Source organism: Serratia sp. BW106 (assembly GCF_002607755.1).
GTDB lineage: Bacteria > Pseudomonadota > Gammaproteobacteria > Enterobacterales > Enterobacteriaceae > Serratia > Serratia proteamaculans.
This window is the reverse complement of sequence record NZ_MCGS01000021.1, coordinates 106,829-120,237: the sequence shown is the minus strand read 5'-3', so window position 1 is coordinate 120,237 and position 13,409 is coordinate 106,829. Positions and strand designations below refer to the sequence as shown.

At 58.4% G+C, this 13,409-nt stretch carries 14 protein-coding genes; 4 read left to right on the top strand and 10 right to left on the bottom strand.

All coding sequences use genetic code 11. The features are described 5' to 3' along the window. Positions 1-121: 121 nt before the first annotated feature. Positions 122-1,087 carry a 23S rRNA (adenine(1618)-N(6))-methyltransferase RlmF gene (gene rlmF / locus BEI65_RS15150; protein WP_170287984.1) on the bottom strand — a complete coding sequence of 322 codons (966 nt, stop codon included), beginning with the start codon at positions 1,085-1,087 and terminating at the stop codon, positions 122-124. Positions 1,088-1,206: 119 nt separating this feature from the next. On the opposite strand from rlmF, the gene BEI65_RS15145 reads away from it, so the two are divergent. Then, complete coding sequence (locus BEI65_RS15145; protein WP_099064040.1) at positions 1,207-1,845, top strand: flavin reductase family protein; 639 nt, start codon at positions 1,207-1,209, stop codon at positions 1,843-1,845. A 65-nt stretch (positions 1,846-1,910) separates the two neighbouring features. Here the strand turns inward: BEI65_RS15145 and BEI65_RS15140 are convergent, their stop codons facing one another. The 4 genes from BEI65_RS15140 to BEI65_RS15125 form a co-directional block, all read right to left on the bottom strand. Further along, positions 1,911-3,767, bottom strand: a complete 1,857-nt coding sequence (locus BEI65_RS15140) for a M3 family metallopeptidase (RefSeq protein ID WP_099064039.1) — start codon at positions 3,765-3,767, stop codon at positions 1,911-1,913. A 50-nt stretch (positions 3,768-3,817) separates the two neighbouring features. Continuing rightward, the gene (gene ybiB / locus BEI65_RS15135) at positions 3,818-4,777 is read right to left on the bottom strand and encodes a DNA-binding protein YbiB (protein ID WP_099064038.1); all 960 of its coding nucleotides are present in this window, start codon (positions 4,775-4,777) and stop codon (positions 3,818-3,820) included. Between the two features lie 39 nt (positions 4,778-4,816). Continuing rightward, positions 4,817-5,449: an FMN-binding negative transcriptional regulator gene (locus BEI65_RS15130; protein ID WP_099064037.1), complete on the bottom strand. Its 633-nt coding sequence runs from the start codon at positions 5,447-5,449 to the stop codon at positions 4,817-4,819. A gap of 61 nt (positions 5,450-5,510) precedes the next feature. Continuing rightward, on the bottom strand, positions 5,511-6,935 hold the full coding sequence (locus BEI65_RS15125; RefSeq protein ID WP_099064036.1) for an MFS transporter: 1,425 nt from the start codon (positions 6,933-6,935) through the stop codon (positions 5,511-5,513). A gap of 100 nt (positions 6,936-7,035) precedes the next feature. Between BEI65_RS15125 and BEI65_RS15120 the strand changes: the two genes are divergently transcribed. Continuing rightward, the gene (locus BEI65_RS15120; RefSeq protein WP_099064035.1) at positions 7,036-7,872 is read left to right on the top strand and encodes a helix-turn-helix transcriptional regulator; all 837 of its coding nucleotides are present in this window, start codon (positions 7,036-7,038) and stop codon (positions 7,870-7,872) included. 2 nt (positions 7,873-7,874) lie between these two features. Here BEI65_RS15120 and BEI65_RS15115 read toward each other — a convergent pair whose 3' ends face one another. Both BEI65_RS15115 and BEI65_RS15110 read right to left on the bottom strand, forming a co-directional pair. Beyond that, positions 7,875-8,504 (bottom strand): LysE family translocator, encoded by a 630-nt coding sequence (locus tag BEI65_RS15115; RefSeq protein ID WP_085115842.1) that lies wholly within the window; start codon positions 8,502-8,504, stop codon positions 7,875-7,877. Positions 8,505-8,574: 70 nt separating this feature from the next. Then, the gene (locus tag BEI65_RS15110; protein WP_099064184.1) at positions 8,575-9,489 is read right to left on the bottom strand and encodes a DMT family transporter; all 915 of its coding nucleotides are present in this window, start codon (positions 9,487-9,489) and stop codon (positions 8,575-8,577) included. A 136-nt stretch (positions 9,490-9,625) separates the two neighbouring features. On the opposite strand from BEI65_RS15110, the gene BEI65_RS15105 reads away from it, so the two are divergent. Further along, positions 9,626-10,060, top strand: a complete 435-nt coding sequence (locus tag BEI65_RS15105) for an Lrp/AsnC family transcriptional regulator (protein WP_099064034.1) — start codon at positions 9,626-9,628, stop codon at positions 10,058-10,060. Here the strand turns inward: BEI65_RS15105 and dinG are convergent, their stop codons facing one another. The 3 genes from dinG to BEI65_RS15090 are packed head-to-tail and all read right to left on the bottom strand — an operon-like array spanning position 10,061 to position 13,030. Next, positions 10,061-12,259: an ATP-dependent DNA helicase DinG gene (gene dinG / locus BEI65_RS15100; RefSeq protein WP_099064033.1), complete on the bottom strand. Its 2,199-nt coding sequence runs from the start codon at positions 12,257-12,259 to the stop codon at positions 10,061-10,063. Positions 12,260-12,273: 14 nt separating this feature from the next. After that, positions 12,274-12,708 carry a tautomerase family protein gene (locus BEI65_RS15095; RefSeq protein WP_099064032.1) on the bottom strand — a complete coding sequence of 145 codons (435 nt, stop codon included), beginning with the start codon at positions 12,706-12,708 and terminating at the stop codon, positions 12,274-12,276. Next, positions 12,698-13,030, bottom strand: a complete 333-nt coding sequence (locus tag BEI65_RS15090; protein WP_099064031.1) for a carboxymuconolactone decarboxylase family protein — start codon at positions 13,028-13,030, stop codon at positions 12,698-12,700. Before BEI65_RS15090 ends, BEI65_RS15095 begins: the two co-directional genes overlap by 11 nt. Positions 13,031-13,211: 181 nt before the next feature. Here BEI65_RS15090 and BEI65_RS26840 point away from each other — a divergent pair, with 181 nt between their 5' ends. Then, positions 13,212-13,409: a hypothetical protein gene (locus tag BEI65_RS26840; RefSeq protein WP_157765454.1), complete on the top strand. Its 198-nt coding sequence runs from the start codon at positions 13,212-13,214 to the stop codon at positions 13,407-13,409.

Below are 13,409 nucleotides of genomic sequence, written 5' to 3'. Positions count from 1 at the left end.
TAAATAATTAAGTCAGGATTTTTATTAGTGACAACCGCATTGAGAATAACGCAAGTTGAAGAAATTGAAAGGAAAACGCAAAGTATTATTGGCGCCGGTTAAATAACCGGCGCCGGGGAAATTAACGCCAGCGTTCTGCCGCCCAGGCGGCCTGCTGTTCTGCGTCATGGAAGGTCCAGGCAACGAAACGGCTGATCTTTTGCCCCTGCGCCATCTCAATGGTACGCACTTCGGCCGCACCCGCCAGCTTCAGCGCGTGATAAATCGATGGCAAAGTAGTGTGTTTGGAAATCAGCGAGGTGAACCACAGGCAGTTCTGCGCCTTGCTGACGCTTTCCTCTACCATTTTACGCACAAAGGCTTCTTCGCCGCCTTCACACCAAAGCTCGTTATTTTTGCCACCGAAATTCTGTACCGGCTTGTCGGCCACTTCGCCTTTGCCCAGCTTGTGCAGTTTGCGACGGGTGCTGGCCTGCGATTCCTGTTCGGAACCGTGGAATGGCGGGTTACACAGCGTGGCATCAAACTTCTCAGCCACACCGATAATGCCGTTAAAGATAAACTCCGGCTGTTTTTGCAGGCGCAGACGCACGCTGTTTCTCAACGTCGGGTTCATTTCGACGATCATTTTGGCCGAATTAAGCGATACCGGGTCAATCTCCGAACCGGTAAAACGCCAGCCGTACTCGCGCAGGCCAATGATCGGATAAATGCAGTTGGCACCAATGCCTACATCGAGGATCGCCACGCCTTTACCGCGCGGGATCTCACCGTCGTTGCTGGTCGCCAGCAGGTCAGCCAAATGGTGCAGGTAATCGGAGCGCCCAGGGATCGGCGGGCACAGGTAATCGGCAGGAATGTCCCAATGCTCGATACCATAAAAATGTTGCAGCAACGCACGGTTGAGCATTTTAACCGCCGCCGGATCGGCAAAATCGACCGAGATATCGCCCCAGGCGTTCGGCTTGACGAACGGCTCCAGCCCCGGGCAACTGGCGATCAGCGCCGGGAAATCATAGCGTGAGCGATGACGGTTACGCGGGTGCAGTCCGCTTTTCTGCTGCGGGAAGCTTTTCTTTTTTTCCACCGTGACGGGCTCTCTTAAAGGTATTTCTGGCGCGTAAGATACCATAAAGCAGCGGCAAACTTGCAGACGACGGGAAACGCGTCAGAATAAAAGCTCCGTTTCCCTATCTCAGGTCACCTATGAGCAGTGAGTCCCGTTATTACTATGAACCCGCCGCAGGGCATGGTTTGCCGCATGATCCGCTAAACGCCATCGTCGGCCCGCGCCCCATCGGTTGGATCTCATCGGTCAGCGTCACTGGCCAGCGCAACCTGGCACCCTACAGCTTTTTCAACTGCTTCAATTACCGCCCACCGATCATCGGCTTCGCCAGCACCGGCTGGAAAGACAGCGTGGCGAACATCGTCGAGACCGGGGAGTTTGTCTGGAACCTGGCGACTCGCCCATTGGCCGATGCCATGAATAACAGCTCCGCCAGCCTGGCACGCGGGGAAGATGAATTCGCTTTTGCCGGTGTGACACCATTACCCAGCCGTCGGGTGAAGGCCGAACGCGTAGCGGAAAGCCCGGTGAACTTTGAATGTCGCCTGTCGCAATGCATTCAGTTGCAAAGTGCCGGCGGCGAAAAAGTGGAAACCTGGCTGATACTGGGGGAAGTGGTGGCGGTGCATATCGATCCCGCACTGCTGGACGAACATGGCGTCTATCAAACCGCCGCCGCCGAGCCTATTCTGCGTGCAGGGGGCCCGACCGCTTACTATGGCATCTCGGAACTGCACCGTTTCGATCTGACCCGGCCGGATGCGCAAAAGCGCTGAGTGACCTCATATTTTTGATAAAAAGCCCGCTGATACGCGTTATTGGCGGGCTTTTCTCATGGGATTCAGACCAGACGCGCGTTAATCGCCGCAGCGAAATCACGACACATCTTTTCGTCACCTTCGGCGTTATCCGCCAGCACCTGCTCGCCGTCTACCACGCGGATATGCGCCGCCAGATCGAAGTCTGCCGCCGGTTGAGGCCGGGCAGCCGCTGCCGTGATGGCCTGCTGCGCATCCTGCCACGCCTGTGCCACCGTCTGGTTACAAGCCTGCGCCAGATAGTCCGGATTAAAGCCTTCGCCGGTCAGGCTGCGTAGCGTCTCATCGTGACTGACACCGTTACCCGGCAGCCAGTAGTGGCGCGCCAGGTCCGGGCCAATCGCCGGGTTATCGGTGAGGTAACCGTCACGCTGCAAGAAGAAGTGGCGCGTCTGTTCGACCGCCATCAGCGCCAACAGATAGCCCTGATAGGAACAGGCCGACTCCAGCGACAACAAATGCGGGATTGCCAGCGTCGGGCGCGGGCTGCCGCTGATGCCCAGTATTTTGTGCTCAACCTTACGCGCCAGCGCGGTAATCGCCTCCGGCGTGCACTGCTGTTCATCCCACTGATATAACGCCCATTCAAAGTACGGCACCAGCAGAATATGGCGCTCGTTGAACGCACGCATCGGCTGACGCGCAGCAATGCTGGCCTCAATCAGCGCATCCGGTACCGGCTCGCCGGCGGCGTTTTTCGCATAGCGTTTCAGCCAATCGGCGTCGTCCAGCAGGCTGTCGCAGAACATCGACTGGGTTTCGGCATAGGCCATAGACGTCGGCGGGAACTCCTGCGAGAAACAGGGGGCGTTCTGGCAGATATTGGCGAAATGAGCGGCGTGACCGCCCTCGTGGAACAGCGTATTCAACCCCTGAGCGCCACTGCCCACCTGATCCGGCTGCGCCAGACTGGTGAAGTTAATCCGTGCCGGCAGCCATTTCCCCTGCTGGATAAACGGCGGCACCGGCCCATGCATAAAGCCATTTTCATACTTGCCCTCACGCACCAACAGATCGAGATCCATCTGCGCACCGCGAAAACCGATGTGCAGCCGCTTGAAGCTGTTGATCCAACGCTCAAGCGACTGGGCGAACGGGAAGTAAGGATCCAGTTGGCGGGTCACGTCACCGGCGCTGGCAAAGCGCAGGTTCCAGGGCTCCAGCGCCTGCTCGCCCTTCTGCGCCGCCAACTGCTGCAGGCTGCGTGCATTGGCTTCACGGGTTTGCTGTTCGAAGCGATCCAGAATGGCGAACAGCTGCTCCGGCGTCATGCGCTCGGTTTTATTGACCTTGTAGTCGAAATAGTTACGAAAGCCCATCTGGCGTGCAAAGCGGTTGCGCAGGCTAATCAGCTCCGGCAGGCCGTTATGCAGCAGCCACTGCTCCAGCTCACGCAACGCATGCTGCGAACTCCGGCGATAGTCTTCATTCTCATTGGTGGCCTGATTGGTCAGCAGTTCGCCAAGCGAGGCGTTCACCCGCTGCCCGGCGGCATTCAGATGGCTGACCGGGTTGGCCTTGCGCCGGGTATAAAGGTCCGCTTCGGCGCTGATGATGTGATCCAGCAGCGTCTGGGCCTCAGCATCTTCAATGGCGTTACAGTCAAAGAAACGCAGCCAGCCGTTCAGCCCGTGTTGCAAGGCGTCGCGCTGCGCATCCTGCGGCAGCACTTCCAGCCCGGCGAGCAACTGACGGATCTCCGCCAATCGACGCGGCTCAGCGATAAAGCGTTTATAGGCGCTTTCCGCCGCCGAGAAGCGTGCAGAAACATCGTCACCGCCAGTGCCCATATAGTTCTGCCAGAACAGATCTTCTTTGGTGCGGTGAACCTCAAGGTAATCCTGATTCAATTGATTGAAGTAATCGAGAGCCTGTTGCATAACCATCCTTTCAGCCGATTCGCGAAGTATTCCAGTATAGACGATGGGTTTTACGCGCTGCGTAAACGCTCCAGTCCCTGCTCCAGGCTGCCGACTTCACCGGTAGCCAGCAAACAGCAGGCAATCTGGCGCTGAATTGCCAGTGGGATTGCCACTTCCCCCGCCAGGCAACGTTCGATCCAGCGTGCGGTGGTCTCGGCATCTTTTGCTGCCGGCAGATCCGGCGTTTCGTCCTGCCCCGGCCGCTCCAGCAGCACCTGCTGCTCGCCGTTAACGATGTAATGGATCTGCGGGCAACGCTGCGGATTGGCGTAGGCCTCGCCTTCGGTGCCGTGCATCAACAACCCGCGGGCGCCGATCTGGCGGAAAAACGAGGCCACACGGCCAACGTATTCCGGGTGCGACACGCTGGCGATACGCAACACATCCTGTCCGCCAAACGGCGTGGCCAGTTTGGCCAACGTATGGGCACTGTTGCGTACCCCCATGCGCCAACGCATACCAAGCTGACGATCCAGAGGTGCAGACAAGGCTGAAACCGGGATAAACACCGCTTCACCCTGATCCAGACGCTGTTGGGCATCGGCGGCGTCTTGCGACCAGGGCAGGCCCAATGCCTGGAAGGTTTCGGCACTGGTGATGCGGGTGCTGTCATCCAACACGCCATGCACCACGACCGGCAGACCGACACGCTTGAGCAACAGCGCCAGCAGCGGCGTCAGGTTCGCCTGTTTGCGCGCACCGTTATAGCTCGGCAACACCACCGGCATCGGCCGCCCTTGTGGTGCCTGCAGACACATCACCTGCTGCTGCATCGCCTGGTAAAAACCGAGCATTTCCTCTTCGGCTTCCCCTTTGATGCGCATGGCAATCAGGATGCCACCCAGTTCCAGCTCGCCCACTTCACCGGCCAGCATCTTTTGATAGAGCTGAAAGGCGGTTTCCCGGTCCAGATCGCGCGCATGGTTCTTGCCACGGCCTATTTCTTTGATAATTTTGGTGTAATCCATCGTCTGCGTTCCCCTGATTCAGTCTGGGTTCAGCATACCTTATCCACGCCGCCGCTCAACCTCATCCGCCAGTCGTTGCTGATCTGCGTCACCGGCACGCAGCGCGGCGATCACCCCGTCAACGTCTTCGGCGCTGCGGTTCTGGCTCATCTTCCCTTTGCCTTCACGGCGAGACACAGCGATCTCGATGCCGACAATGCCCTTGATTTGCGCAGCAATGTAATGGGCCGGGGCGTCGTCGATGCGCCAGGGTTCAGGCTGACGTCCTTCCTGCAATGCTGTCAATCCTTCCAGCTGTTGCCGCAACCAGCCCGCGTCCTCCGTTACCCTGGGCACGCCGTGCAGTTGTACCACGCTGTAATTCCAGGTCGGCACCACCTTGCCGGTCTGACGCTTGGTTTCATACCAGCCGGGCGAGATATATCCCTCTGGCCCCTGAAATATCACCAGGCATTCCTGCACCTTCTGTAACAACGCCCAGTGGGGATTGGCGCGGGACAGGTGCGCCCGCAGCACCACGTTTCCCTGCTCATCGGCGTCAATCAAAAACGGCAGCGGGTCGGCTACCAGTCCCTGCTCACCCTGGCTGATTAACATGCCCAGCGGGTGGGCACGAACCAGCGCAATTTGGCTTTCCAGGCAGTCATCACGAAATGAAGCGGGTTGATACATGGCGTTGGGCATCCTTTAGCATAATCGGGGAGATGAAATAGCAATAACACTCACCCGCGGTTTACTGAAGAGCCACTTTGCGCTGTTGTTGAATGATCCACCTCAGCAGCACAAAGGCGACAACCATCGCCAGCAGGTTGTAAACCATTGCCCCGGCAAACGCCTGCCCATAGCGTTCTGCGCCCGCGCCGCCTGCCAGCAAGGGGACAAAAAATGCACCGCTGGCGGCAATCCCCAATGCGCCGCCGACCTGCTGCACGGTGGAAATCACCCCGGCGGCCATCCCCGCCTGCTGCTGTTTTGCCAGTCCGAGCACCAGATTAAGCAACGGCGTCATGCTCAGTGCCTGGCCAAAGCCGAGGATCACCAGCCCCGGCAACAACCACAGTGGCTGCACCAGCGCTGCGCCCCACAATACCTGTGCTACCAGTAGCGCCATCCCCGCGGCGTAAATCACCACGCCAAGTGCCAACACGCCATTGCCCCAACGCTGCGCCAACAGCGGTGCCAAAAATGAAGCCAGCATGAAAGCCACGCTGGCGGGGGCAAACAGGCTGCCGGCCTGAAACGGCGTCAGGCCAAGGCCTGCCTGTAGCAGCAGGGCAAAACACAGGAAGAACGAAGAAGCGGTCGAGTAAATCGCCAGCACCACCGCCACGCCTGGGGCGAAACTCCCCTGCCGCAGCAACGCCGGATCGAGCACTGCGTCCCCGGCACCCAGCGCCAGTCGGCGTTCCCAGCGAATAAAGCCCCACAGCACCGCCACGCTCAGCGCCAGCGCAGGCAATACCCACCAGGGCCAGCCGCGTGACGGCCCTTCCAGCAACGGAACCAGTAACAGCAGCAACCCGCTGGCCGCCAACAGCAGGCCAACGCCGTCCAGCCGCTGTGCCTGTTCAAGGCGTGACTCGGGAATGCGCCGCGCCGCCAGCATCGCCAGCGCACCCACCGGCAGATTGATCAGGAAAATCATCCGCCAGCCGCTGCCGAAAATATCGGCTTCAATAATAAAACCACCGAAGATCTGACCGACAATGGCCGCCAGCCCCAGCGTCATGCCCAGCCAGGCAAAAGCGCGCCGCCGCTGGTGCTCACTGTAAAGCACGCGCAACAGCGCATAGATCTGCGGGAACAACAATGCCGCCGTTGCCCCTTGCAGAAAACGCGCCACGATCAGCATGCTGAGGGAGGTCGCCATGCCACACAGCACCGACGTCAGCGTAAAGCCCAACATGCCAAGGCTAAACATGCGACGGCGACCAAAGCGATCGCCCAGCCGCCCACCGGCAATCAGTAACACACCGAATGCCAACTCATAACCGGCAATAATCAGCCCGATGCCGGCAAAGTCGGCGGCGAACTGCTGCTGGATCACTGGGGCTGCCACGTTCACCACAAACAGGTCAAACACCGTCACAAAACCGCCCAGCAACAACACCGGTAATCCAGGCAGACGACGATCGTCCTCCGCTAATGGCTGTTCCATAAATGCCTCCAAAGATTGAGATGGCGGCAGTATGGAACATGTCCTAAACTGTTACTATATAGCCAGTTATACTATTACTAACAGCAACAGGACAGCCACTATGCCACCGCGCACCCTCAATCGAACCCGTCAGGATCTGGCGGATTTTCTGCGTCAAAAGCGGGAGAAATTATCGCCGCAGGCCGTCGGCTTGCCGAGTGGTACCCGACGCCGGACGCCGGGGCTGCGGCGCGAAGAGGTGGCCGCACTGGCGGGGGTGGGCCTTACCTGGTACACCTGGCTGGAACAAGGGCGGGAGATCAACGCCTCGGTGGATTTTCTGGAAAACCTGGCGCGGGTGCTGAAGCTGGATGCCACCGGGCGCTACCATCTGTTTTTGCTGGCGCATCAGCGGCCGCCGGTGCCGGTAGGCCATCAATGGTGTCAGGTATCGCCGCTGGTACGCCGCCTGCTGGACGACCTGAAACTGCGCCCGGCTTACGTCATGAACCTGAGTTGGGACATCATCGCCTGGAACCCGGCGGCGGATCGGCTGTTTGCCATCGGCGATCGCCCGGCGCAACAACGCAACATGCTGTGGATGCTGTTCGCCGATCCACAGCTCAACCAGCGGCTGATGGAGTGGCAGGCGCAAGCGCCGCAAATCCTGGCCAGCTTTCGCCGCGACTATGCCCGCGCACCGGAAGACGCCACCATGCAGCAACGGGTTCAGACGCTGGAACAGGTATCACCGCAGTTCCGCCAGCTGTGGCAGCAGCATGATATTCACGGCCTCTGCCAGGGGCAGCGTACTTTCACGGTGCCGGGTGCCGGCCAGGTGACGTTCGAACATGCGTCGTTCATTGTCGATGAGGAAAATCATTTGCGACTGGTGATGTACAGCGCGCTGGCGCAATGCCCGGCCAGCGCGGCGTTTGAGGCATTACTGCAGGCGTAAGGCTATTTACGGCTGTCAAAAATCAGCTTGCAGGCCAGCCCGGCGAATACGCCACTCAGCAGGTAGTTCGGCCAGCGCGCGCTGAAGCGGCGGCCGACGAAACGGCTTTTCATGCTGCTGACCGCCATGATCAACCCGCCGTTAATCAGCAGCCCCACCAGATTCAGCACCGTCGCCAGTAACAGCATCTGCACCACCAACGAACCGGCCTGCGGATCGATAAACTGTGGGAACAATGCCAGAACGAACAGCGCCATTTTGGGATTGAGGATGTTGGTGAACAACCCCTGTCGAAAAATCCGCATGGCCGGTACTGCCGCTAATCCGGCAGAAGCCTGCAAACTGCTGCCGGTTCGCAGCGTTTTCCAGGCCAGATACAGCAAATAGGCTGCCCCCAACATGCGCACCGCGTCATAGGCCAGCGGCACCGCGACGAACAGTTGCGACAGGCCTAACGCCGCCGCCAGGGCGTGGCAATAGGTGCCAAGCTGGATCCCCGCCAGTGACGCGAAACCCGCGCGTCGGCCCTGACTGACGCTGCGTGAAGCGATCAGCAACATATCCGGGCCGGGAGTCACCGTCAGCGCCAGGCAGGCGCCGGAAAACAGCAAAAGTGTGGAAGCATCAACCATAAATCACCTGGTACCGCGTGGCGGGAAACAGGTTTTATCATAGATCTACCGCCGCCGTTTGTCAGCTCTGTCACTGTTCGGGGGCCTGCTTGCCGCCTGGCGCAGCCGTTAGCCGAACGCGGCGCTCACCCAGCAGGTTCATGCCCGCGGCCGCCAGCAGGATGATAGCCGCGCCGGCAAACTGCAGCGCCACCAACCGATGACCAAATGCCAGCCGATCCACCAGCATGGCGGCAATCGGATAAATAAAGGACAGTGAGCCGATCAGGTTGGTCGGCAACTTTTGGATCGCGCCATACAGCAATACGTACATGATCCCGGTGTGTAATACCCCGACCGTCACCAACATGCCCCACTGTCCGGCACTGGCCGAGGCATGGAAATCCACCAGCGGTAGCAGCATCACCACGCCGACCGTGACCTGGATCAGCGCAATCAGGTGCGGCGGCGTCCCTTTCAGTCGTTTGGCGGCCAGCGCCATCAGGGCATAGAAAAACGCCGCCCCCAACGCCAGCAGAATACCCATCAGGTAGTTATTCTGTCCGCCCGCCTGTTTCGGCTGCGCCAATACCACCAGCATCATGCCGACAAATGCCAGCACCAACCACAGCAGTTTGCGGGCGGTCAGTTTCTCACCGAGAAACACCGCACCCAGCGCCACCAGCATAAACGGCTGAGTGTTGTACACCGCGGTAGCGATGGAGATCGACGCATAAGAATAAGCGGCAAACAGCAGCAGCCAGTTGATCACCAGCGCAACGCCACCGGCAATCGCCACCAGCAGCGTAGTGCGCGTCAAAATATCACGTCGCAGTTGGCCCAGCGCCGCGCAGATTGCCAGCAGCACCAACGCGCCTATCGCACAACGCCAGAACACCACGTTAATCACCGGCTGGCCGGACATCAGCACAAACCAGCCAATGGTGCCGGAAATCAGCATCGCGGCGATCATCTCCAGCGAGCCGCGTTTTATCTCTGCATTCATGGTTGTTTCCTCAGGGTAGCCCAATACGCTTATCTTGCGGCTTTCCCGCGCCGGTTTCCATGGCATAAAAAAGGCCATTATGCTTAACTGCCTTTTTATCGAAGGCATAAAACATAAATAACCTAATGGAGGTTGTATGGATGATATCGATCGCCAGATCCTGACCCTGCTGGCCGAGGATGCACGGGTGTCGCTGAAAACCCTCAGCGCCAGCGCCGGACTGTCGTCACCCAGCACTTCGGAACGGCTGCGGCGGCTGGAAGAAAGTGGTGTGATCCGGGGCTACACCCTGAACGTCGATTTGCAGGCGTTGGGCTACGCTTTTCAGTCGCTGGTGCGCATCAAACCGCTGCCGGGCATGCTGAAGAAGGTTGAACAGATGATCCAGGCGACCCCAGAGGTAATTGAATGTGACAAGGTGACCGGCGAGGACTGCTTTATCGTGCGTCTGGTGGCGCACTCGATGGAGCAACTCGACCAGACCCTTGATCGTCTGGCCGAGTGCGCGCAAAGCAACACGTCTATCGTCAAAACCACGCCGGTGAAGCGCCGCCTGCCGCCGCTGCTTTGATTAACGCGTACGCCGACGGGCGAACGGATCCTTGCGCTTTTTGTCTTTTTTCTCTGCCGCAGCGGCAGATTTGACCGCGGCCAAGTGCGCCTTGTCGGCTTCAGGGACTTCGCGCTGTTCGATAGGAAACACCGGCAACGCCGCCAGCAAGCGCGAACCATAGCTTTTGGTCAACAGGCGGCGATCGTAAATCACGATCTCGCCGTGGCATTCATTACTGCGGATCAGTCGGCCCACTTGCTGGATCAGGTTGAACGAAGCGCTTGGCAGGCTCTGTACCTCAAACGGATAGCGCTTCAGCGACTTCAGCCATTCGCCCTCGGTCAGGATCACCGGGCTGTCGATCGGTGGGAAGGCAATTTTGTGGATATGTACCTGGGTCAGCAGCTCACCTTTCAGATCCAGCCCTTCGGCGAACGACTGCAGGCCGATCAACACGCTGGCGGTGCCCTTCTCGACCCGCTTACGGTGCTCTTCCACTAACCGGTAGCGCGGTTGATCGCCCTGTACCAGCAGCATCAGGCGCAGATCGGTGACGTAGCTGAGAAAGGTCTGCATCGCCCGGTGGCTGCTGAACAAGATCAGCATGCCCTTGTGCTTGCCGCTGGCCTGCTCGGCACGGAAAAAGCGCGCCATCTCTTCCAGGTGTTCGGCCTCATTGGCCATCGCCGGCTCAAAGCGCATGTTCGGAATGACAATCTTGCCCTGCTCCACGTGATTGAACGGCGAAGACAGGGATTCGAAGCGATCGCCGGCCTTTTCACTCAGCCCACTCATTTCTTGCAGACGCGCAAAGCTGTTCAGCGAGCGCAGCGTCGCCGAAGTGATCACTACGTGCGGCACCTTGCGCCACAGCAGCTTTTCCAATTGATCGCTGACGCGGATCCCCACGCAGTGCAGATACAGATGGGTCACGTTATCGCGCAAGTCGCGCGTGACCCATTTGGAGATCGGCGCATTGGAAGACTTGTCCAACGCCGCCAGCCGCCACAGTTTGCTCATCGCCTCCAGATACCCCAGGGTGCGGCTCATCTGAATGATGGAACGGTGCAAACGGACAATGTCGTGCTTGCCGGTCTGTTCGCTGAGATCGTTGACGATAAACTCTGCCACCCCGCGCAAAGCGTCGGTCAGTTTGAACAAGCGCGCGCAGGTTTCCACCATTTCCGCCGGCAGTTCGCCCATTTCAAAACGGTGTTCGGCGATGACGGTGTCAGTCGGCAGATAAGCGCTGACCTGATGCTCGAAAATCTGGATCAGTTCGCGCAGTTCTTCACAATGGTTTTTCAAACGTTCGTCGTTCGCCAACCCCGGCGGACTTTTAGGTCGGTATTGCGTCATGCACTGCTCAACGTGACGCACGATCATGTCCAACTGCAGGTTAGTCGACAATGCGGTGATTTCGCCCTCAATCTCCAGTGCGTCACGCGCCACTTCCGGCAAATGATGGCCTTCGTCCAGCACCAGCAGTAGCTCTTTCGGGTTGGGCAGCACCGATTCGGTTTCCAGCGCCGCCATCACCAGCGCATGGTTAGCCACCACCACGTCGGCGGTCTCAATTTCTTTGCGGGCGATATAAAACGGGCATTCACGGATGTAATGGCAGTTACGGCCCAGACAGTTGGCTTTATCGGTGCTCAGTTTGATCCACAGAGGATCATCAATCGACAGCTGATAATGGTCGCGCAGCCCGTCCCATTCATGGCGGCTGAGCGCTTTGCTCAGCTTTTGGCACAGCGCCTGTTCTTCCCCGTTGGAAGGGGCCAGTTCGTCGCCCAGAAACAGCATCAGGTCGCCCTGCTCGCTGACGTCAGTGCTCAACGCCGCCAGGTTACGCGGGCAAACATAACGCCCGCGACCAAAGGCACCGGTAAATTTCAGATCGGGAATGATCTTCTTCAGCAGCGGCAAATCCTTGCTGTAGATCTGATCCTGCAGCGCCACGTTAGCGGTGCTGACCACCAAAGGTTTGCTCTCGGCGCGGCCAACGGCGATCCCCGGGATCAGGTATGACAAGGTTTTGCCTACGCCGGTCGGTGCCTCGATCGCCAGATGGCGCGGATAATCACCGGCCAGCGTTTTCGCCACTTCGGCGATCATCTGCCGTTGCGGTGCACGGGAAATAAAATCCGGTATTTGCTGCTGCAGGGCTTTGTACCACTGGCCAATCTGATCTTTAACTGCAGGGGAGAGCGCCATTCAACTCTATATCGTTACGAAATGATGGCGCTATTGTCCCACAGACCGTCGGCCGCGTCAGCCTGGCCTTCGATCATTGAGGCGCGACCCGCACTGAACGACCACTCGTCCAACTGAGTGGTGGTGATCACCACCATCACATCTTGCGGCCGTAACTGCAGATTTTCCGCCAGCAGCTCCGCCAACCGCTGATAAAAACGCTGTTTGGTCAGGGTATCGCGCGGACGGCCAGCGGTAATGTAAAACAGCACAAAATCCGCCGAACGCGGGCCGCCCAGATAGTCACGATCGTAAATCAGCTCTCCCGGGCGATATTGATCGATGGCCTGGAATTTATCGGCCGGCGGTACGCTGAAGGTTTCTACCAGCGCCTGATGCAGGCTGTCTGACAGGGTTTTCAGGTATTGCGCAGATTTCCCCTGATGCAAAGCAATGCGGCTAAATGGCATGAGACGACTCCTGTTTCAGTTCGCGTAAACGCGTTACGGCAGAGGCTGCCGCAGGCCAGCCGGCATAGAACGCCAGATGAGTGATCACCTCGGCAAGCTGTTCGACGTTCACGCCATTGCGCTGGGCCAGTTGCAGATGAAACGGCAATTGCTCCACGCGGTTAAGCGCCACCAGCGCCGCCACGGTGATCAGGCTGCGCTCACGCGGGGTGAGTATCGGCCGCTGCCAGACGTCGTCGAATAATACGCTGTCACTGAGCTGTGCCAGTTTGGGGGCTATGTCGCCGAACGCCTGCTGGCCGGCCTGTTGGGAAGGTTGCATCATTTTCTCCTGTCGATTTACCGATAGCCCCACGCTACCCGCAAACACCGCAGGCGAAAATCGGGATTTTTAACACTAAAGATTCATAAAAACAGGATGGTTAGCTCCAGAGGACGGCGCGCGAGGCGACGCAATGTATAAATCTCACACATGATTTCTCACAATACCCGAAGGTGTATCGATGACAGCCGACAGTCATCCAGAGAAGAAATTCACTCTTTCCGCAACTTTTTTAATCGTTCGACATGGAAATGAATATTTTGTCATAAATAGATCACATAACTACGGTAAAAAACCTGCGCTGCAAACAAACGGGCGGCACAGTGAAACAGCAGTACAACTGATGATAAGCGTCTTTCAATCGAATAAAGCAGGGTAA

Bases quoted from the DNA above. Each gene is read 5' to 3' on its own strand.
- BEI65_RS26840 (WP_157765454.1), top strand. From the start codon at position 13,212: ATGACAGCCGACAGTCATCCAGAGAAGAAATTCACTCTTTCCGCAACT.
- BEI65_RS15095 (WP_099064032.1), bottom strand. From the start codon at position 12,708: ATGCCATTTAGCCGCATTGCTTTGCATCAGGGGAAATCTGCGCAATAC.
- BEI65_RS15105 (WP_099064034.1), top strand. From the start codon at position 9,626: ATGGATGATATCGATCGCCAGATCCTGACCCTGCTGGCCGAGGATGCA.
- BEI65_RS15110 (WP_099064184.1), bottom strand. From the start codon at position 9,489: ATGAATGCAGAGATAAAACGCGGCTCGCTGGAGATGATCGCCGCGATG.
- dinG (WP_099064033.1), bottom strand. From the start codon at position 12,259: ATGGCGCTCTCCCCTGCAGTTAAAGATCAGATTGGCCAGTGGTACAAA.
- BEI65_RS15115 (WP_085115842.1), bottom strand. From the start codon at position 8,504: ATGGTTGATGCTTCCACACTTTTGCTGTTTTCCGGCGCCTGCCTGGCG.
- BEI65_RS15090 (WP_099064031.1), bottom strand. From the start codon at position 13,030: ATGCAACCTTCCCAACAGGCCGGCCAGCAGGCGTTCGGCGACATAGCC.
- ybiB (WP_099064038.1), bottom strand. From the start codon at position 4,777: ATGGATTACACCAAAATTATCAAAGAAATAGGCCGTGGCAAGAACCAT.
- BEI65_RS15125 (WP_099064036.1), bottom strand. From the start codon at position 6,935: ATGGAACAGCCATTAGCGGAGGACGATCGTCGTCTGCCTGGATTACCG.
- BEI65_RS15130 (WP_099064037.1), bottom strand. From the start codon at position 5,449: ATGTATCAACCCGCTTCATTTCGTGATGACTGCCTGGAAAGCCAAATT.
- BEI65_RS15140 (WP_099064039.1), bottom strand. From the start codon at position 3,767: ATGCAACAGGCTCTCGATTACTTCAATCAATTGAATCAGGATTACCTT.
- BEI65_RS15145 (WP_099064040.1), top strand. From the start codon at position 1,207: ATGAGCAGTGAGTCCCGTTATTACTATGAACCCGCCGCAGGGCATGGT.
- BEI65_RS15120 (WP_099064035.1), top strand. From the start codon at position 7,036: ATGCCACCGCGCACCCTCAATCGAACCCGTCAGGATCTGGCGGATTTT.